We start from the raw sequence: 18,377 nt of genomic DNA on the forward strand, positions 1-18,377 counted from the left end.
CAGTGAGAAGTTATATCTGGGCAACACACCGGTTTTTGCGTTTGCGGTTTGCTCCTGTTAAAAAATAATGCGGGCGACAGAGAATGGTTCGGCTGGCATCGGCTTCTCCATAGCCGTTACCCCGCGGGTGGAAAACGCCCGTAAACGCTGTTGAGCCGTTAAGGATATGCGGCTTCGTGTCTTGAAGTACCGGGCAGGGACACTCTATGTAGGGAGAACGAAGGTTAGAAGTGATTCCGGAGCGGTTTTCCGCGAAGGGCAGAGTTTGACAAAGGACGGACATGAAAAATCCAGTTGATACCGCCATGGCTCTGGTGCCGATGGTCGTAGAGCAGACCAATCGCGGCGAACGCTCCTATGACATATTTTCCCGTCTTCTCAAGGAACGCATCATTTTCCTCACCGGACCGGTGGAAGACCAGATGGCCTCGCTCGTCTGCGCGCAGCTGCTTTTCCTCGAGGCTGAAAACCCGAAGAAGGAAATCGCGCTCTACATCAATTCGCCGGGTGGCGTCGTGACCGCCGGCATGGCGATCTACGATACGATGCAGTTCATCCGCCCTGCCGTTTCGACGCTTTGCGTCGGCCAGGCCGCATCCATGGGCTCGCTGCTTCTGGCTGCTGGCGAAAAGGGAATGCGTTTCGCAACTCCGAACGCCCGCATCATGGTGCATCAGCCCTCCGGCGGCTTCCAGGGGCAGGCTTCGGATATCGAGCGTCACGCCCGCGACATCATCAAAATGAAGCGTCGCCTTAATGAAGTCTACGTGAAGCACACCGGCCGTACGCTGGAAGAGGTTGAAAAAACCCTTGATCGCGACCACTTCATGGATGCCGACGAGGCCAAGGACTGGGGTGTGATCGACAAGATCCTCACCTCGCGCCAGGAAATGGAAGGCGCCGCCGCGAATTAAGGCGCGACGCTTTTTGACGGTTGTTTAACCCCGCAAAGTAATTTCGGGGCTTTCAACCGCAACAGAAAGCGATATTAGTATATATAAAGGCTGTGTTGAATTTTTATGACGTGGCCTTTGGTTTGATGGGGAATTCGTTGCAGCCGGTTGTCAGCTCATGTATCTGATACCGGTTAGTACCCCGGGAAACGAGGCGGATACGGCGATGCACCCAAGGGCGGCCGTATCGGCGGGCGGTAAGTTGACCGCGATCCGTTTGGCGGACCTGCGGCGTGCTGGAAGGAAAGTGATATGAGCAAAGTCAGCGGCAGCAACGGCGGCGACTCTAAGAATACACTCTATTGTTCATTCTGCGGCAAGAGCCAGCACGAAGTCCGGAAACTCATTGCCGGACCGACGGTATTCATCTGCGATGAATGCGTCGAATTGTGCATGGACATCATCCGCGAGGAGAACAAGACGTCGATGGTGAAGTCGCGCGAGGGTGTTCCCACCCCGCAGGACATCATCAAGATCCTCGACGAATACGTCATCGGCCAGAAGCAGGCGAAAAAGATCCTGTCGGTGGCCGTTCACAACCATTACAAGCGCCTTGCGCACGCCTCCAAGAATGGCGATGTCGAGCTTGCGAAGTCGAACATCATGCTCGTCGGTCCGACGGGTTGCGGCAAGACCTATCTTGCCCAGACGCTCGCCCGCATCATCGACGTTCCCTTCACGATGGCGGACGCAACGACGCTGACCGAAGCCGGTTATGTCGGCGAGGACGTGGAAAACATCATCCTGAAGCTGTTGCAGGCTGCGGATTACAATGTCGAGCGCGCCCAGCGTGGCATCGTCTATATCGACGAAGTCGACAAGATTTCCCGCAAGTCGGATAACCCGTCCATCACGCGTGACGTGTCGGGCGAGGGCGTTCAGCAGGCGCTTCTGAAGATCATGGAAGGCACGGTCGCTTCCGTTCCGCCGCAGGGCGGCCGCAAGCATCCGCAGCAGGAATTCCTGCAGGTGGATACGACTAACATTCTCTTCATCTGCGGCGGCGCGTTTGCCGGCCTGGACAAGATCATCTCGGCCAGGGGCGAAAAGACCTCGATTGGCTTCGGTGCGACCGTCAAGGCGGAAGACGATCGCCGCGTTGGCGAGGTGCTGCGCGAACTGGAGCCGGAAGATCTGGTGAAATTCGGTCTTATTCCGGAATTCATCGGCCGTCTGCCGGTTCTGGCTACGCTGGAGGACCTTGACGAGGATGCGCTGATCCAGATCCTGTCCGAGCCGAAGAACGCGCTGGTCAAGCAGTACCAGCGTCTGTTCGAGATGGAAGATGTGGAACTGACCTTCCACGAGGACGCGTTGCGCGAGATTGCCCGCCGGGCGATTACCCGCAAGACGGGTGCCCGCGGTCTGCGCTCGATCATGGAAAAGATCCTTCTGGATACCATGTTCGAACTGCCGACGCTGGAAGGCGTGCGCGAAGTGGTGATCTCCAACGATGTCGTCAGCGGCATCGCTCGCCCGCTCTACATCTATGCGGATCGTCAGGAAGAAAAGGCCAATGTTTCGGCTTGATTGACCGATCCGACGCTTTGATGAATTCAAAAGGCCCGCACTCGTGCGGGCCTTTTCTGTTGTGGCAGGTGCGAAACTTGCCGCTAACTTGGAGTAACCCGATTTTGCGTTTGGAGCGGATTGCGCTTTGCTGATAAAGTCTTAAAACTGATTTGCAGCGCGATATGACGGAAATGTGAATTACCGTCGGCGACCCGGTTCCTGATCCTGTGGGATAACCGGAAATGTCGGGAGTAATAGCCGGCGCTGTATTTGTTTGAATTTTACGGCCGTGCCGTTGCGCGGGGTCGTCTCTTCCGGTGACTTGAAATCGGCGTTCCGAAACTCCACTTTCAGTCTCGAGAAATGAATATGCCGGACGCCCCAAGACGTCAGGCAAAGTGTCCTGAAAGGGACCATGAAAGGAAATGATATGACGAACATCACGTCTGCGGCATCCGGCGGTATCTATCCGGTACTTCCCCTGCGCGACATTGTCGTTTTCCCGCATATGATCGTTCCCCTGTTCGTCGGGCGGGAAAAATCCATTCGCGCTCTCGAAGAGGTCATGGGCTCGGACAAGCAGATCATGCTTGTTACCCAGATCAACGCCAGCGATGACGATCCGTCCCCGGAAGCCATCCACAAGGTCGGCACGGTCGCTAACGTTCTCCAGCTGCTGAAGCTGCCCGACGGCACCGTGAAGGTGCTTGTGGAAGGCAAGGGCCGCGCCCAGATCGAGGCCTATACCGACCGCGAGGATTTCTACGAAGCGTCTGCGACGCCGCTGCAGGAGCCTGCGGAAGACCCGGTTGAGATCGAGGCGCTGTCGCGTTCCGTCGTTTCGGAGTTCGAGAGCTATGTGAAACTCAACAAGAAGATTTCGCCCGAGGTTGTCGGCGCTGCCGGCCAGATCGACGATTATTCGAAGCTGGCCGACACTGTTGCGTCGCACCTGTCGATCAAGATCACCGAAAAGCAGGAAATGCTGGAAACCGTCAGCGTGAAGCAGCGGCTTGAAAAAGCGCTCGGCTTCATGGAAGGCGAAATTTCCGTGCTTCAGGTTGAGAAGCGTATCCGCTCGCGCGTCAAGCGCCAGATGGAGAAGACGCAGCGCGAATATTATCTGAACGAACAGATGAAGGCGATCCAGAAGGAGCTCGGCGACGGCGAGGATGGCCGTGACGAGATGGCCGAACTGGAAGAGCGCATTGCCAAGACCAAGCTTTCCAAGGAGGCCAAGGATAAGGCCGAGGCGGAAATGAAGAAGCTTCGCCAGATGAGCCCGATGTCTGCGGAAGCGACTGTCGTGCGCAACTATCTGGACTGGCTGCTCAGCCTGCCCTGGGGCAAGAAGTCGAAGGTCAAGGTTGATCTCAACAGCGCCGAGGCGGTCCTCGATCAGGATCATTTCGGTCTGGACAAGGTCAAGGAACGCATCGTTGAATATCTGGCCGTGCAGGCTCGCGCTTCGAAGATCCGTGGGCCGATCCTGTGCCTCGTCGGTCCTCCCGGCGTCGGCAAGACTTCGCTCGCCAAGTCGATCGCCAAGGCGACCGGCCGCGAATATGTGCGTATGGCGCTGGGTGGTGTGCGTGATGAGGCGGAAATCCGCGGTCACCGCCGTACCTATATCGGCTCCATGCCGGGCAAGATCGTTCAGTCGATGAAGAAGGCCAAGAAGTCCAATCCGCTCTTCCTGCTCGACGAGATCGACAAGATGGGCATGGATTTCCGCGGCGATCCGTCTTCCGCACTGCTGGAGGTGCTCGATCCGGAACAGAACTCCACCTTCATGGACCACTATCTTGAAGTGGAATACGACCTGTCCGACGTGATGTTCGTGACCACGGCCAACACGCTGAACATTCCAGGTCCCCTGATGGACCGTATGGAAGTGATCCGCATCGCCGGTTACACGGAGGACGAAAAGCGCGAAATCGCCAAGCGTCACCTGCTGCCGAAGGCGATCAAGGAACATGCCCTGCGTCCGGAAGAGTTCTCGGTCAGCGACGACGCTCTGATGATCGTGATCCAGCAGTACACCCGCGAGGCGGGCGTGCGCAGCTTCGAGCGCGAGCTGATGAAGCTTGCACGAAAGGCCGTGACCGAGATCATCAAGGGCAAGGTCAAGTCCGTGGAAGTCACAGCAGCCAACGTTCCGGATTATCTGGGCGTTCCGCGGTTCCGCCACGGCGAAGCCGAGCGTGAGGATCAGGTTGGTGTCGTCACCGGTCTGGCATGGACGGAAGTCGGCGGTGAGTTGCTCACCATCGAAGGCGTGATGATGCCGGGCAAGGGCCGCATGACGGTCACCGGCAACCTCAAGGAAGTGATGAAGGAATCCATTTCGGCAGCGGCATCTTATGTCCGCTCGCGCGCCGTGGACTTCGGCATCGAACCGCCGCGTTTCGACAAGAGCGACATCCACGTTCACGTTCCGGAAGGGGCTACCCCGAAGGATGGACCGTCTGCCGGTGTTGCCATGGCAACCGCCATCGTCTCCATCATGACCGGTATCCCGGTCTCCAAGGATGTGGCGATGACGGGTGAGATCACGCTTCGTGGTCGCGTGCTGCCGATCGGCGGCCTGAAGGAAAAGCTGCTTGCGGCGCTTCGCGGCGGCATCAAGAAGGTGCTCATCCCGGAAGAAAACGCCAAGGACCTGGCGGATATTCCTGACAATGTTAAGAACGAGATGGAGATCATCCCGGTTTCTCGCATGGGTGAGGTCATCAAGCACGCGCTGCTTCGCATGCCCGAGCCAATCGAGTGGGACGGCAGCATCGAAACGCCTGTTATCGCAACTGTCGACGGTGTCGACGAGGGCGGACAGACGATCGCACATTGATTGCCACGTCGTTGTGAAAGCCAGAATCGGTTTTCGCGACACCTGTGCATAGATTCAATGTGTTAGATGCCGAAAGACGCGATGCTTCTTTGATGCTCGCAGAACTGGTGCGAAATTGGCACGTTTAAGGGAAAGGCCGGCAGAAATGTCGGCCTTTTTTGTGAAAAACCCCGCAGACCCCTTGTTTTTCAGGCGATTCCAGCGCTTTTGAGTTGCTGCGCGCGGATACAGACGTATTCTGCGCCGGCTTAATTTGAGTCGTTTCAAACCATTGAAAGGGGTGGAAACATGAACAAGAACGAGCTCGTCTCTGCTGTTGCCGAAAAGGCTGGTCTCACGAAGGCAGATGCTGCTTCCGCTGTTGATGCCGTATTCGAAACCGTACAGAACGAACTGAAGAGCGGTGGCGACATCCGTCTCGCTGGCTTCGGCAGCTTCTCCGTAAGCCGTCGTGAAGCCTCCAAGGGTCGTAACCCTTCCACGGGTGCTGAAGTCGATATCCCGGCTCGCAACGTACCGAAGTTTTCCGCAGGCAAGGGCCTGAAGGACGCCGTCAACTCGTAAGGTTTCCGAAAGGCCGTGACGTCCGGCGGCGGGCGGGCGGCTTTTCAGGTTCACGAGGAAACATGTTTTGACGCCCTGACGCCATCATGCCGGCACGTAAACCGGGCGGCTTTTCGGAATGCTTTTTCGGATAGCCCTTTTTTCGAACCGGCAAGATGTACTCGAAAGTAGGAGAGCGCGCCTGTGTAGCCTCCATCCGGTCACACGGCGCTCTGATACGCGGAATGTGCGCACGAACAGGAAAGCCCGGCCTTCATGGTCGGGCTTTTTGATTCCTCCGACAGGAAATGTCATGCCGCTGTCATGTCTCTGACGCAGAAGCCATAGGGTGTTTTTTTGGATCCAAGGGGGATTTATAATGGCGTTCCGACTTTCTCAGATGGCTTTGACTGCTGCTCTGCTCACGTCCGCGGCCTTTCCGGCTGCCGCCGAGCCGGTTTTCAACCGCATCGCATCTTTCCCGGTCGTAAAGAACCTGCCAGCGGACAAGGACGCGAAGGCCGTCACTTCAGCTGAAATCGTAACCGCAAGCGAAGATGGTAAGACGCTGATCTATTCGGACAGCCCGCTTGGCGGCATTGGTTTCGTTGACATCACCGACGCGAAGGCACCCAAGGCTGGCGGCGCGTTGCTGCTGGAAGGCGAACCGACCTCGGTTGCCGTTGCTGGCGCCAAGGTTCTGGCCGGTGTCAACACGTCCGAAAACCGCGCCAAGCCGTCCGGCAAGCTCGTGACGGTCGATATCGCCACCAAGAAGATTGAAGCGAGCTGCGATCTCGGCGGCCAGCCCGATTCTGTCGCAATTTCCCCGGACAAGACCTTCGCTGCCATCGCGATCGAAAACGAACGCGATGAAGAGGTGAACGAAGGCGCCCTGCCACAGATGCCCGCCGGTTATCTGGTGACAGTCGGTCTGAAGAACGGTGTTGCTGACTGCGCGACGCTGAAGAAGATCGACGTGACCGGCCTTGCCGAAATCTCCCCGGAAGATCCGGAGCCGGAATTCGTCTCGATCAATGCCAATGGCGAGATCGCGCTCACGCTGCAGGAAAACAACCACATCGTCATCATCGACGGCAAGACCGGTACGGTAAAGACGCATTTCTCCGCCGGCACGGTTGATCTGGAAGGCGTCGACACGAAGACGGACGGCCAGATCAAATTCACCGACAAGCAGGAAGGCCGCAAGCGTGAGCCAGATGCCGTGAAGTGGCTGGACAATGACCGAATCGTCATCGCCAATGAGGGTGACTGGCAGGGCGGCGCGCGCGGCTTCACCATTTTTGACAAGACCGGCAAGCTTCTTTATGAAGCCGGTGCCACCCTTGAGCACGCTGCCGCCAGCATCGGCCACTATCCGGAAAAGCGCTCCAAGGCCAAGGGCATCGAGCCGGAAGGTCTGGAGACGGCAACCTTCGATGGTCAGAAGTACTTCTTCGTTCTTGCCGAGCGCGCGTCTCTCGCTGCGGTCTACAAGGATACGGGCGGCACACCGGAATTGCTCCAGCTTCTGCCGTCGGGCATTTCGCCTGAAGGTGCCGTCGCCATTCCGTCGCGCAATCTTCTCGTCACTGCCAACGAAGCCGATCTCGTCGAAGATGGCGGCGCTCGCTCGCATGTCATGATCTATGAACGCGCAGAAGGCCAGATTGCCTACCCGCAGCTCGCTTCCGCCACCGTTGACGGCGCACCGATCGGCTGGGGTGCGCTCTCCGGTCTGGTGGGCGATGCTGAAAAGCCTGGCATCCTCTATGCCGTGTCCGACTCGGTCTATGGCAACCAGCCGTCGATCTACACCATCGACGCAACGAAGAAGCCTGCCACCATCACCAGCGCCCTGCGCATCAAGCGCGACGGTATCGCAGCCCAGAAACTCGACATCGAAGGCATTACGCTTGACGGTAAGGGCGGCTTCTGGCTGGCCTCGGAAGGTGACAGTGCCAAGCTCTTGCCCCACGCACTCTACAATGTCAGCGCCAAGGGCGAGATCAAGGCTGAGATCGCTCTGCCGAAGGAACTGCTGGCTGGCGAAACCCGCTTCGGTTTCGAAGGCGTGACCATGATCGGCAAGGGCGACGACGCGACGCTGTGGATGGCCGTACAGCGCGAATGGGGCACGGACGAGAAGGGTTTCGTCAAGCTCGTCTCCTACAATCCGAAGTCCAAGGAATGGGGAGCCGTGCGTTACCCGCTCGACAAGACCGAGGCAGGCTGGGTCGGCCTTTCTGAAATCACCGCACAGGGCGACTATGTCTATATCGTCGAGCGCGACAATCAGATCGGTGACAAGGCAAAGATCAAGAAGCTTTACCGCGTCGCGATCGCTGACCTGAAGCCGGGCAAGGTCGGTGGCGAACTGCCGCTGGTGGCCAAGCAGGAAGCACATGATTTCCTGCCGGACCTCAAGGCCCAGACGAATGGCTATACCGTTGACAAGCTGGAAGGCTTCACCTTCGACAAGGCAGGAACGGCCTATGTCGTCACTGACAACGACGGCGTCGACGGATCTTCCGGCGAAACGCTGTTCTTTACCGTCGATCTAAAGGCGATCAACTGATCGGTCCGAATAGAATCGCAAATGAGAAAAGCCGGGCATAGCCCGGCTTTTTTGTGCGGCGGAAGAAACCCCGATCTGGGGAATGCCGATTCCCCACGATGAGTCGCACACCAGCCGTTAAAACCGGCATGGTCGCGTCGCTATCGCATAATCGAGGGTGTTATCCGGAGGATTTCCATGAATGTGCAGTGGACCAGATCGCTAGAGATCACCGCCCCATGGAATTCTTGCTTTTGGGAGTGCTGTCTTTTTCTGAGTCCTGCTGGACCCAGCGGAAAAAAATATAAACAGGCAGCGCAATAAGCGCGAGTGTTACAAACGCGTCGACCGACATGGTTTCATCCATCATTTATACCGTTCATCATGAAACGGCTCGAAAACAATGCATGAAATCTCTTTAAAAAGTCTGAATCTGCTTATTTTTCGGTATGTTGCGGGCTGGCACACCTATTGGAGCCGGCCTGTATGAATGTGGAACAGGAGTGCCGATCTGGCATAGACTCACGCGGGAAAAGCCGCTCCACCAGCCCAAGGCCGCGGCCGTCTACAGAATCGGGGGCAGGGGCTGTGATTCCCAAAGCAGAAAGTTTACGGCGGAACGCACCGACACCCGAAAGAGCTTCGGCTTGGTAATGCGAACAATTTTAAGTAGATGGAAAATGGTGGGCGATGAGAGACTCGAACTCCCGACATCCTCGGTGTAAACGAGGCGCTCTACCAACTGAGCTAATCGCCCTTCGCGTCTTGCAGATCGTGTCTGCCGCGTCGGTGGCCGTGATGTATTCGGATCGGAAAAAAACCGCAAGGGCTTTTGTGAAGTTTTTTTGTTTTTTTTCCGGACAGCTTTGCCCATTGGCAGAGGTGATCGGCAAAAAGCCGGGAACTGCGGGCTTTTCGATAAAAACAACGCCCGGCCGTTACCTTTGGCGGTATGCTGGAATCGCGTTACGGACGCCCCGGCTGTGGACAAGTTTTTTGTTTTTGTTGGGAAAAGCCCGGAAAACAAGGCATTCGCTGCAATGCCGGTCAAAGGCCTTTCAGTTTTTTCCGATCAAAATGAAGAAGCTTATTCTTTTGTCGTGAAACCTGCTTGACACCCCCGCACGAACGCCGTAGTTAGCCGCTCAACGAACAGCCGAGGCTGGTTCGTACGGCGAGACTAAGGTCTTGTCGGTCAGGATAAGCGGGTGTAGCTCAGTTGGTTAGAGTGCCGGCCTGTCACGCCGGAGGTCGCGGGTTCGAGCCCCGTCACTCGCGCCATCCTGTTCCTCGGAAAAAACGCAGACGAGTGTCTGTGGAGCGCGGGTGTAGCTCAGTCGGTTAGAGTGCCGGCCTGTCACGCCGGAGGTCGCGGGTTCGAGCCCCGTCACTCGCGCCATTTCTTTCACCGAAATGACACTCCCAAACGAAGCAAGCAGGCATCTTCCTGCCATATCGGCAATGGCGATTTCAGCGCCTGTTTCCGGCATTTGCGAGCGCGGTTTTTCCTGCTGTTTTTAGTCAAGTTTCGATATCGAGAGATCGTCACTTCGCTGCCATTTTGACGTAAAATTCGTGTGACTTTTTTGCGGTTGCGTCGTTCAATCGATTATTATTGTATTTGAGGGGCTTAGCCCGGAATTGTGGCCCAAATTTGCGTCAATTCCGGCAATATTGTTGCCAATCAATGCGGCAGGTGTCTTGAAATGGTGCCTAAACTCTTGCAGAGAGAGCGCGGCTGCGCTAACCACTTTGGCGTTGCAACATATTTGTGCGCCTTTAGACTTTCAGTCGCAAAGGCAGGTCCGGCACCCGGCCGGACAGGGAAGAGACCATGACTGAACTCCTCAGTTCCTATATTCCGATCGCAATCTTTATCGGTATCGCTCTTGTCATTGGCCTGGCGCTTCTCATCGCGCCTTTCGCTGTCGCTTATAAGGCGCCGGACCCGGAAAAGCTCTCCGCTTTCGAGTGCGGTTTCAATGCCTTCGACGACGCCCGCATGAAGTTCGATATCCGGTTTTATCTGGTGTCCATTCTCTTCATCATCTTCGACCTGGAAGTCGCCTTCCTGTTCCCCTGGGCTGTGTCCTTCGGTGATATGGGCTGGTTCGGTTTCTGGTCTATGATGGTGTTCCTCGCCGTTCTCACCATCGGCTTTATCTATGAGTGGAAGAAGGGAGCGCTGGAATGGGCATGAGCCAGAACAACAGCACGCTCGTTGCACCGCAGCCGAAGGGGATCATCGATCCCGCGACCGGCAAGCCCGTCGGCAGCAACGATGCCTACTTCACGGAAATCAACGACGAGCTGGCCGACAAGGGCTTTCTCGTCACCTCGACCGACGAGCTGATCACGTGGGCGCGTACCGGCTCCCTGATGTGGATGCAGTTCGGTCTTGCCTGCTGCGCCGTCGAGGGTCTGATGCAGGCTTCCGGCCCGCGTTACGACATGGAGCGCTTCGGTGTCGCCCCGCGCGCCTCGCCGCGCCAGTCGGACGTGATGATCGTCGCGGGAACGCTGACCAACAAGATGGCGCCGGCACTGCGCAAGGTCTATGACCAGATGCCCGAGCCGCGTTATGTCATCTCCATGGGCTCCTGCGCCAATGGCGGCGGCTATTACCATTATTCCTACGCCGTCGTGCGCGGCTGCGACCGAGTCGTGCCGGTGGATATCTACGTTCCGGGCTGTCCCCCCACGGCGGAGGCGCTGCTTTACGGCGTGCTTCTGCTGCAGAAGAAGATCCGGCGTACCGGTACCATCGAGCGCTAAGGGCAAAGGACGGATTTAGGAATGAGCGAAGCTCTAAACGATCTTGCTGCTTACGTTAAGGAAGCGCGTGGTTCCCTCGTGGTTTCGGCCGATATTGCCTATGGCGAGTTGACGCTGAACACGACGACGGAAAGCGTTATCGCGCTTTTGACGTTCCTGCGTGACGATGTGCAGTGCGGTTTCGTCAACATCATCGATATTTGCGGCGTCGACTGGCCGCAGCGCGAGAAGCGTTTCGACGTTGTCTATCACCTCTTGTCGCCGCGCCAGAATCTGCGCGTGCGCATCAAGCTGCAGGTGGCGGAGGACGAGGGCGTTCCCTCGGCGACCTCCGTTTACATGGGTGCAGACTGGTTCGAGCGCGAAGCCTGGGATATGTACGGCATTCCTTTCGAAGGCCATGCGGATCTTCGCCGAATCCTCACCGATTACGGTTTCGAAGGTCATCCGCTGCGCAAGGATTTTCCGGTTACCGGCTTTGTGGAAGTACGCTACGATGACGTTCTGAAGCGGGTTCTCTATGAACCGGTCGAACTGAAGCAGGAATTCCGCAATTTCGATTTCCTCTCTCCCTGGGAGGGGACTGACTATGTTCTCCCGGGTGACGAAAAGGCCAAGCAATGAGCGAAGCCCCCGCGACAGAGCACGGACAATGTCTTTGCGGCGCCGTTGGCTTCAATGCCAGCATCGGCGCCCGCGAATTCGGCGTTTGCCATTGCTCGATGTGCCGCCGCTGGTCCGGCGGAACATTTCTGGCTGTCGAATGCGCTGACGTCGCCATCGAGAACGAGGAACATTTCGGTGTTTATACCTCGTCGGAATGGGGTGAGCGCTGCTTCTGCAAAAATTGCGGCAGCACGCTGATGTGGCGCTCCAAGGATGGCAAGCATTTTGCCGTCTCGTTGCAGGCTTTCGACAACCCTTCCAGTTTCCATTTTGCGTCGCAGATTTTCACGGATGAGAAGCCTTCGAGCTATTCTTTCGCGCAAACCACGCAGAACATGACCGGCCCCGAATTCATCGCCATGATCACCTCGGCGGAGCACTAGAATGACTGAGCATAACGTCCGCAATTTCACGATCAACTTCGGTCCGGAACACCCTTCCGCGCACGGCGTGCTGCGTCTGGTTCTGGAACTGGACGGCGAAATCGTCGAGCGCGTCGATCCGCATATCGGTCTTCTGCATCGCGGTACCGAAAAGCTGATCGAGACCAAGACCTACCTTCAGGCGGTGCCTTATTTCGACCGTCTCGACTACGTCGCGCCGATGAACCAGGAACACGCTTTCGCGCTCGCCGTCGAAAAGCTGCTGGGTCTCGAAATCCCGATGCGCGGCCAGCTGATCCGCGTGCTTTATTCGGAAATCGGCCGCATCCTGTCACACATCATGAACGTGACGACTCAGGCCATGGACGTCGGCGCAATGACGCCGCCTGTCTGGGGCTTCGAGGAACGTGAAAAGCTGATGGTGTTCTACGAGCGCGCCTGTGGCGCCCGCATGCACTCGGCCTATGTCCGTCCGGGCGGCGTGCATCAGGATTTGCCGCCGGAACTGGTCGAAGATATCGGCAAATGGTGCGATCCCTTCATTACCGTTCTCGACAATATCGAAGGCCTGTTGACCGACAACCGCATCTACAAGCAGCGTAACGTCGATATCGGCGTCGTCTCGCTTGAAGACGCCTTTGCCTGGGGTTTCACGGGCGTCATGGTGCGCGGTTCGGGTGCTGCCTGGGATTTGCGTCGCGCGCAGCCCTACGAGTGCTATTCCGATCTGGAGTTCGATATCCCCGTCGGCAAGAACGGCGACTGCTATGACCGTTACCTGATCCGCATGCAGGAAATGCGCGAATCGGTGAAGATCATGAAGCAGTGCGTCGATCTTCTCTCCGGCAAGCACCGCATCGGCCCGGTCTCCTCGTTGGATGGCAAGGTGGTTCCGCCCAAGCGCGGCGAGATGAAGCGTTCGATGGAAGCTCTTATCCATCACTTCAAGCTCTATACCGAAGGCTATCACGTTCCGGCCGGCGAAGTTTACGCCGCCGTCGAAGCGCCGAAGGGCGAGTTCGGCGTCTACGTGGTCGCCGATGGTTCGAACAAGCCCTACCGCTGCAAGATCCGCGCGCCGGGTTATGCACATTTGCAGGCGATGGATTTCCTGTGCAAGGGCCATCAGCTTGCCGACGTTACAGCCGTGCTCGGCTCCCTCGACATCGTGTTCGGGGAGGTCGACCGCTGATGCGTCTGCCGCTGGCCATCTTGGCTTTTCTTGCTGCGATGTCGACCTCCGTTCTCGCCCAGACGGCGACGGACGAGGGGGGCGTATCGCTATCAAGCAGCGGCGGTTCCACCATCAAGCAGCTTCTGTCATCGGGATACGAGATCAAGGCCTCGGTTCCCAATGGCAGCAAGTTCATCGTGTTCATGCAGAAAGACAAGGCGGCTTATGCCTGCGAATTCGTCACGGTGGCGAGATCGCGTTGTGAGACGTTAAACTGAAAAGGCGTGAGGAAGTATGTCCGTTCGTCGACTAGCCGAAGATCAGTTCCAGCCCGTGGCATTTGCCTTCAACGCGGATAATACCGCATGGGCGGAAAAGACGATCCAGAAATATCCGGAGGGACGCCAGCAATCGGCGGTTATCCCGCTGCTTATGCGTGCGCAGGAGCAGGACGGCTGGGTTACCCGCGCCGCCATCGAAAAAATCGCCGACATGCTGGATATGGCCTATATCCGCGTCATGGAAGTGGCGACCTTCTACACCCAGTTCCAGCTGAAGCCGGTCGGCACACGCGCCCATGTTCAGGTTTGCGGCACCACGCCCTGCATGCTGCGCGGCTCCGAAGCGCTGATGGATGTCTGCCGCAAGAAGATCCACCACGATCCGCTGCACACCAACGAGAGCGGCACGCTGTCCTGGGAAGAAGTGGAATGTCAGGGCGCCTGCGTCAATGCGCCGATGGTCATCATCTTCAAGGATGCCTATGAGGATCTGACGCCCGAGCGCCTGGAAGAGATCATCGACACGTTCGAGGCAGGCAAGGGCGACACGGTCAAGACCGGCCCCCAGATCGACCGTCACCAGTCGGTGCCCGTTGGCGGCCTGACGACGCTGACGGAAGAGATCAAGCCAGATCGCTCCAATCTCGACAAGCCTGCGGAAGCTCCGGCGGAAGCAGCCCCCGTTCTTCCTTCGAATGCCGCCAAGCCGAAGACGGACGCACCGGAAACCGATCCGAAGCTGAAGACGCCTGCGAACGAGCCCAAGGCTGCTGCGGAAAACGCAAAGGCAGGGGAACAGCAATCGGCAGGCAAGGAAGCGACAGCATCCAGACCGTCGCTTGAGTCGGCCGACCGTCCGGCAGGCATTGAAAAGCCCGCTGCGCCCGATGACCTGAAACTCATTTCAGGCGTTGGCCCGAAGATCGAAGGCACGCTTAACGAGCTCGGTATCTTCACCTATGCGCAGATTGCCGGCTGGAAGAAGGCCGAGTGCGACTGGGTGGATGGTTATCTGAATTTCAAGGGCCGCATCGAACGCGATGAGTGGATCAAGCAGGCCGAGGCGCTCGCCAAGGGTGGCGAAGCCGAGTATATCAGGGTCTTCGGCAAGAAGCCGCGGTAAAGGGTGAAGCATGTTAAAAGATCAGGATCGCATCTTTACCAATCTCTACGGCCTCAAGGACAAGTCCCTGAAGGGCGTGATGGCGCGCGGCCATTGGGATGGCACCAAGCAGATCATCGAAAAGGGTCGTGACTGGATCATCAATGAGATGAAGGCTTCCGGCCTTCGCGGTCGCGGCGGCGCAGGCTTCCCGACGGGTCTCAAGTGGTCCTTCATGCCCAAGGAAAGCGACGGCCGTCCGCATTATCTCGTGGTCAACGCCGACGAATCCGAGCCCGGCACCTGCAAGGACCGCGAAATCCTGCGCAACGATCCGCATACGCTGATCGAAGGCTGCGTTATCGCCGGTTTCGCCATGGGTGCGCACACTGCCTATATCTACGTACGCGGCGAATATATGCGCGAACGTGAGGCGCTTCAGGCCGCCATCGACGAATGTTACGATGCCGGCCTGCTCGGCAAGAACAACAAGAACGGCTGGGATTTCGACATCTACGTCCATCACGGCGCAGGTGCCTATATCTGCGGCGAAGAGACAGCACTGCTCGAAAGCCTCGAGGGCAAGAAGGGCCAGCCGCGCCTGAAGCCGCCGTTCCCGGCCAATATGGGTCTTTACGGTTGCCCAACGACCGTCAACAACGTCGAATCCATCGCCGTTGCTCCGACGATTCTGCGCCGAGGTGCGGCATGGTTCTCGTCTATCGGCCGTCCGAACAATGTCGGAACCAAGCTGTTCATGGTCTCCGGCCATGTCGAGCGTCCATGCACCTTCGAAGATGCGCTGGGCTTGTCCTTCCGTGAGCTGATCGAACACCATTGCGGTGGCATTCGCGGCGGCTGGGACAATCTGCTTGGCGTCATTCCCGGCGGCGCATCCTGCCCCATCGTGCGCGGTGAGGACATGAAGGACGCCATCATGGACTTCGACGGCATGCGCGAAGTGAAGTCGTCCTTCGGCACCGGCGGCATGATCGTCATGGACAAGTCCACCGACGTCATCAAGGCGATCGCCCGCATCGCGGCGTTCTTCAAGCATGAAAGCTGCGGCCAGTGCACGCCGTGCCGAGAAGGCACCGGCTGGATGTGGCGCGTGCTGGAACGCATGGTGAAGGGCAACGCGCAGAAGCGCGAAATCGACATGCTGTTCGAAGTGACGAAGCAGATTGAAGGCCACACCATCTGTGCTCTCGGCGACGCCGCCGCATGGCCGGTACAGGCGCTGATCCGCAATTTCCGTCCGGAAATCGAAAAGCGCATCGACCAATATACCTACAGGGCCATGGATGATGGCGCTGTTCTGGAAGCTGCCGAATAAGCTCTTCGCAGTTTGCATGCGGCGCGGGTATGATCCCGGCGCCGGAAAACCATGAAGCGCCTGACCGACGAGATGAAGTGTCGGGCGCGATTAAGGATTTGTTGCGGACCGTGTGAGAGACACGGGACGAACAGGCAACAGGACGTAAGTAGAACCATGGCAAAGCTCAAGGTTGACGGTAAAGAGATCGAGGTTCCGGATCATTTCACGCTGTTGCAGGCGTGCGAGGAGGCTGGTGCTGAAGTTCCGCGCTTTTGTTTTCATGAGCGCTTGTCGGTCGCGGGTAACTGCCGCATGTGTCTCATCGAGGTGAAGGGCGGACCGCCCAAGCCCGCCGCATCCTGCGCCATGGGCGTGCGCGACGTTCGCGGCGGCCCGAATGGCGAATTGCCTGAAGTTTTCACCAACACGCCGATGGTCAAGAAGGCCCGCGAAGGCGTGATGGAGTTCCTTCTCATCAACCACCCGCTCGATTGCCCGATCTGCGACCAGGGCGGCGAATGCGACCTGCAGGACCAGGCTATGGCCTTCGGTATCGCCGGTTCGCGTTACGCTGAAAACAAGCGTGCGGTTGAAGACAAATATATCGGCCCGCTCGTCAAGACGGTGATGAATCGCTGCATCCACTGCACGCGCTGCGTCCGTTTCACCACGGAAGTTGCCGGCATCGCCGAACTGGGCCTCATCGGCCGCGGCGAGGACGCTGAAATCACCACCTATCTCGAGCAGGCTATGACCTCCGAGCTTCAGGGCAACGTCGTCGATCTTTGCCCGGTCGGTGCGCTCACCTCCAAGCCTTTCGCTTTCACTGCCCGTCCGTGGGAACTGAACAAGACCGAAACCATCGACGTGATGGACGCTCTCGGTTCGGCAATCCGCGTCGATACCCGTGGCCGCGAAGTCATGCGCGTCATGCCGCGTGTCAACGAGGCAATCAACGAAGAGTGGATCTCCGACAAGAGCCGCTTCATCTGGGACGGCCTGAAGACGCAACGTCTCGACCGCCCTTACGTCCGTAAGGATGGCCGCTTGCAGCCCGCAAGCTGGGGCGAAGCCTTCGGCGCTATCAAGCAGGAGGTTGCCGCAACCAGCGGCAGCAAGATCGGCGCGATTGCCGGTGACCTTGCTTCCGTCGAGGAAATGTTCGCGCTGAAGTCGCTTCTGGCGTCGCTCGGCTCGGCCAATGTCGATTGCCGTCAGGATGGCGCAGCGCTTGATCCGTCTTTGGGTCGCGCCAGCTACCTGTTCAATTCCACAATCGAAGGCATCGAGCACGCGGATGCGCTGCTGATCGTCGGCGCCAACCCGCGTTACGAAGCGGCCGTGCTCAATGCACGTATCCGCAAGCGCTGGCGTCGCGGTGGTTTCCCGATCGGCGTGATCGGCGAAGCCGGTGAGCTGCGCTACAACTACGAATATCTAGGCTCCGGCGCGGAAACGCTTTCCGATCTCGCCAATGGCTCTCACAGCTTCGTTGAGAAGCTGAAGTCCGCCAAGAACCCGCTGATCATCATCGGCCAGGGCGCTCTGGCACGCGCCGATGGTGCAGCCGTTCTCGCGGCCGCTGCGAAGCTTGCCGTTTCGGTTGGCGCAATCAGCGAAGAGTGGAACGGCTTCTCGGTGCTTCACACTGCCGCTGCCCGCGTCGGTGGTCTCGACATCGGCTTCGTGCCGGGCGAGGGCGGTGTTGCTGCTGCCGAAATGGTAACATCCATGGACGTTCTCTTCCTGCTCGGCGCCGATGAAATCGACCTGTCGAACAAGGGCGCCAAGTTCACCGTCTACATCGGCAGCCACGGCGACCATGGCGCGATGAACGCCGACGTCATCCTTCCGGGTGCAGCCTACACCGAAAAATCCGGTATCTGGGTCAACACCGAAGGCCGCGTTCAGGTGGGCAACCGCGCCGGTTTCGCACCGGGCGAGGCCCGTGAAGACTGGGCGATCCTGCGTGCGCTTTCCGACGTGCTCGGCAAGAAGCTGCCGTTCGATTCGCTGTCGGCGCTGCGCGGCCAGCTTTATGTCGCGCATCCGCATCTGGCGGAAACCGATGAGATCGTTGCCGGCAACGGCGCGGATGTCGAGGCACTTGCCGCTCGCGCGGGCAGCCTCAATAAGTCTGCGTTTGCCTCGCCGGTAAAAGACTTTTATTTGACGAACCCGATTGCGCGCGCATCCGCCGTCATGGCCGAGTGTTCCGCATTGGCCCGCAACAATTTCCAGGCTGCGGCAGAGTAAGGGTAGGGG

At 58.1% G+C, this 18,377-nt stretch carries 16 protein-coding genes and 3 tRNA genes; 17 read left to right on the top strand and 2 right to left on the bottom strand.

The genetic code is table 11. The features are described from left to right. Window positions 1–281: 281 nt before the first annotated feature. The 5 genes from clpP to ACQZ5Y_RS21480 all read left to right on the top strand — a co-directional run bounded on the left by clpP (window position 282) and on the right by ACQZ5Y_RS21480 (window position 8,434). Complete coding sequence (gene clpP, locus ACQZ5Y_RS21460; RefSeq protein WP_003496491.1) at window positions 282–914, top strand: ATP-dependent Clp endopeptidase proteolytic subunit ClpP; 633 nt, start codon at window positions 282–284, stop codon at window positions 912–914. A gap of 291 nt (window positions 915–1,205) precedes the next feature. Further along, on the top strand, window positions 1,206–2,483 hold the full coding sequence (clpX, locus tag ACQZ5Y_RS21465; RefSeq protein ID WP_003512644.1) for an ATP-dependent Clp protease ATP-binding subunit ClpX: 1,278 nt from the start codon (window positions 1,206–1,208) through the stop codon (window positions 2,481–2,483). 412 nt (window positions 2,484–2,895) lie between these two features. Then, window positions 2,896–5,313, top strand: a complete 2,418-nt coding sequence (lon, locus tag ACQZ5Y_RS21470; RefSeq protein ID WP_003512645.1) for an endopeptidase La — start codon at window positions 2,896–2,898, stop codon at window positions 5,311–5,313. A 288-nt stretch (window positions 5,314–5,601) separates the two neighbouring features. Then, entirely contained in the window at window positions 5,602–5,877 is a 276-nt protein-coding gene (gene hupB / locus ACQZ5Y_RS21475) for a DNA-binding protein HupB (RefSeq protein ID WP_003496481.1), read from the top strand. 358 nt (window positions 5,878–6,235) lie between these two features. After that, the gene (locus tag ACQZ5Y_RS21480) at window positions 6,236–8,434 is read left to right on the top strand and encodes an esterase-like activity of phytase family protein (RefSeq protein ID WP_174049395.1); all 2,199 of its coding nucleotides are present in this window, start codon (window positions 6,236–6,238) and stop codon (window positions 8,432–8,434) included. Window positions 8,435–8,642: 208 nt separating this feature from the next. Here the strand turns inward: ACQZ5Y_RS21480 and ACQZ5Y_RS21485 are convergent, their stop codons facing one another. Then, entirely contained in the window at window positions 8,643–8,783 is a 141-nt protein-coding gene (locus tag ACQZ5Y_RS21485; RefSeq protein ID WP_003512649.1) for a hypothetical protein, read from the bottom strand. Between the two features lie 311 nt (window positions 8,784–9,094). Then, window positions 9,095–9,170 (bottom strand) — tRNA-Val (locus tag ACQZ5Y_RS21490). A gap of 226 nt (window positions 9,171–9,396) precedes the next feature. Here ACQZ5Y_RS21490 and ACQZ5Y_RS21495 point away from each other — a divergent pair. The 12 genes from ACQZ5Y_RS21495 to nuoG all read left to right on the top strand — a co-directional run bounded on the left by ACQZ5Y_RS21495 (window position 9,397) and on the right by nuoG (window position 18,368). Next, on the top strand, window positions 9,397–9,528 hold the full coding sequence (locus ACQZ5Y_RS21495) for a hypothetical protein (protein WP_003512651.1): 132 nt from the start codon (window positions 9,397–9,399) through the stop codon (window positions 9,526–9,528). Window positions 9,529–9,617: 89 nt separating this feature from the next. Further along, window positions 9,618–9,694: transfer RNA gene (locus ACQZ5Y_RS21500), tRNA-Asp, on the top strand. A 41-nt stretch (window positions 9,695–9,735) separates the two neighbouring features. Further along, window positions 9,736–9,812, top strand: a tRNA-Asp gene (locus ACQZ5Y_RS21505). 435 nt (window positions 9,813–10,247) lie between these two features. Continuing rightward, a complete protein-coding gene (locus tag ACQZ5Y_RS21510; protein WP_003512653.1) occupies window positions 10,248–10,613 on the top strand; it encodes an NADH-quinone oxidoreductase subunit A in 366 nt (121 codons plus the stop codon). Continuing rightward, window positions 10,604–11,188, top strand: a complete 585-nt coding sequence (locus tag ACQZ5Y_RS21515; protein WP_003512655.1) for a NuoB/complex I 20 kDa subunit family protein — start codon at window positions 10,604–10,606, stop codon at window positions 11,186–11,188. The genes ACQZ5Y_RS21510 and ACQZ5Y_RS21515 overlap by 10 nt, the downstream gene beginning before the upstream one ends. Before the next feature lie 21 nt (window positions 11,189–11,209). Next, window positions 11,210–11,812, top strand: a complete 603-nt coding sequence (locus ACQZ5Y_RS21520) for an NADH-quinone oxidoreductase subunit C (RefSeq protein ID WP_003512657.1) — start codon at window positions 11,210–11,212, stop codon at window positions 11,810–11,812. Next, the gene (locus ACQZ5Y_RS21525; RefSeq protein WP_038490727.1) at window positions 11,809–12,237 is read left to right on the top strand and encodes a GFA family protein; all 429 of its coding nucleotides are present in this window, start codon (window positions 11,809–11,811) and stop codon (window positions 12,235–12,237) included. The genes ACQZ5Y_RS21520 and ACQZ5Y_RS21525 overlap by 4 nt, the downstream gene beginning before the upstream one ends. A 1-nt stretch (window position 12,238) precedes the next feature. Beyond that, on the top strand, window positions 12,239–13,429 hold the full coding sequence (locus ACQZ5Y_RS21530; RefSeq protein ID WP_003512668.1) for an NADH-quinone oxidoreductase subunit D: 1,191 nt from the start codon (window positions 12,239–12,241) through the stop codon (window positions 13,427–13,429). After that, window positions 13,429–13,689, top strand: coding sequence for a hypothetical protein (locus ACQZ5Y_RS21535; RefSeq protein WP_025593255.1), 261 nt, complete (start codon window positions 13,429–13,431; stop codon window positions 13,687–13,689). The genes ACQZ5Y_RS21530 and ACQZ5Y_RS21535 overlap by 1 nt, the downstream gene beginning before the upstream one ends. A 16-nt stretch (window positions 13,690–13,705) precedes the next feature. Then, entirely contained in the window at window positions 13,706–14,815 is a 1,110-nt protein-coding gene (locus ACQZ5Y_RS21540) for an NADH-quinone oxidoreductase subunit E (RefSeq protein ID WP_019565474.1), read from the top strand. 10 nt (window positions 14,816–14,825) lie between these two features. Then, on the top strand, window positions 14,826–16,130 hold the full coding sequence (nuoF, locus tag ACQZ5Y_RS21545; RefSeq protein ID WP_003502381.1) for an NADH-quinone oxidoreductase subunit NuoF: 1,305 nt from the start codon (window positions 14,826–14,828) through the stop codon (window positions 16,128–16,130). A gap of 156 nt (window positions 16,131–16,286) precedes the next feature. After that, window positions 16,287–18,368 (top strand): NADH-quinone oxidoreductase subunit NuoG, encoded by a 2,082-nt coding sequence (nuoG, locus tag ACQZ5Y_RS21550; RefSeq protein WP_174049396.1) that lies wholly within the window; start codon window positions 16,287–16,289, stop codon window positions 18,366–18,368. Window positions 18,369–18,377 lie beyond the last annotated feature (9 nt).

The organism is Agrobacterium sp. A3-95, from assembly GCF_053521785.1.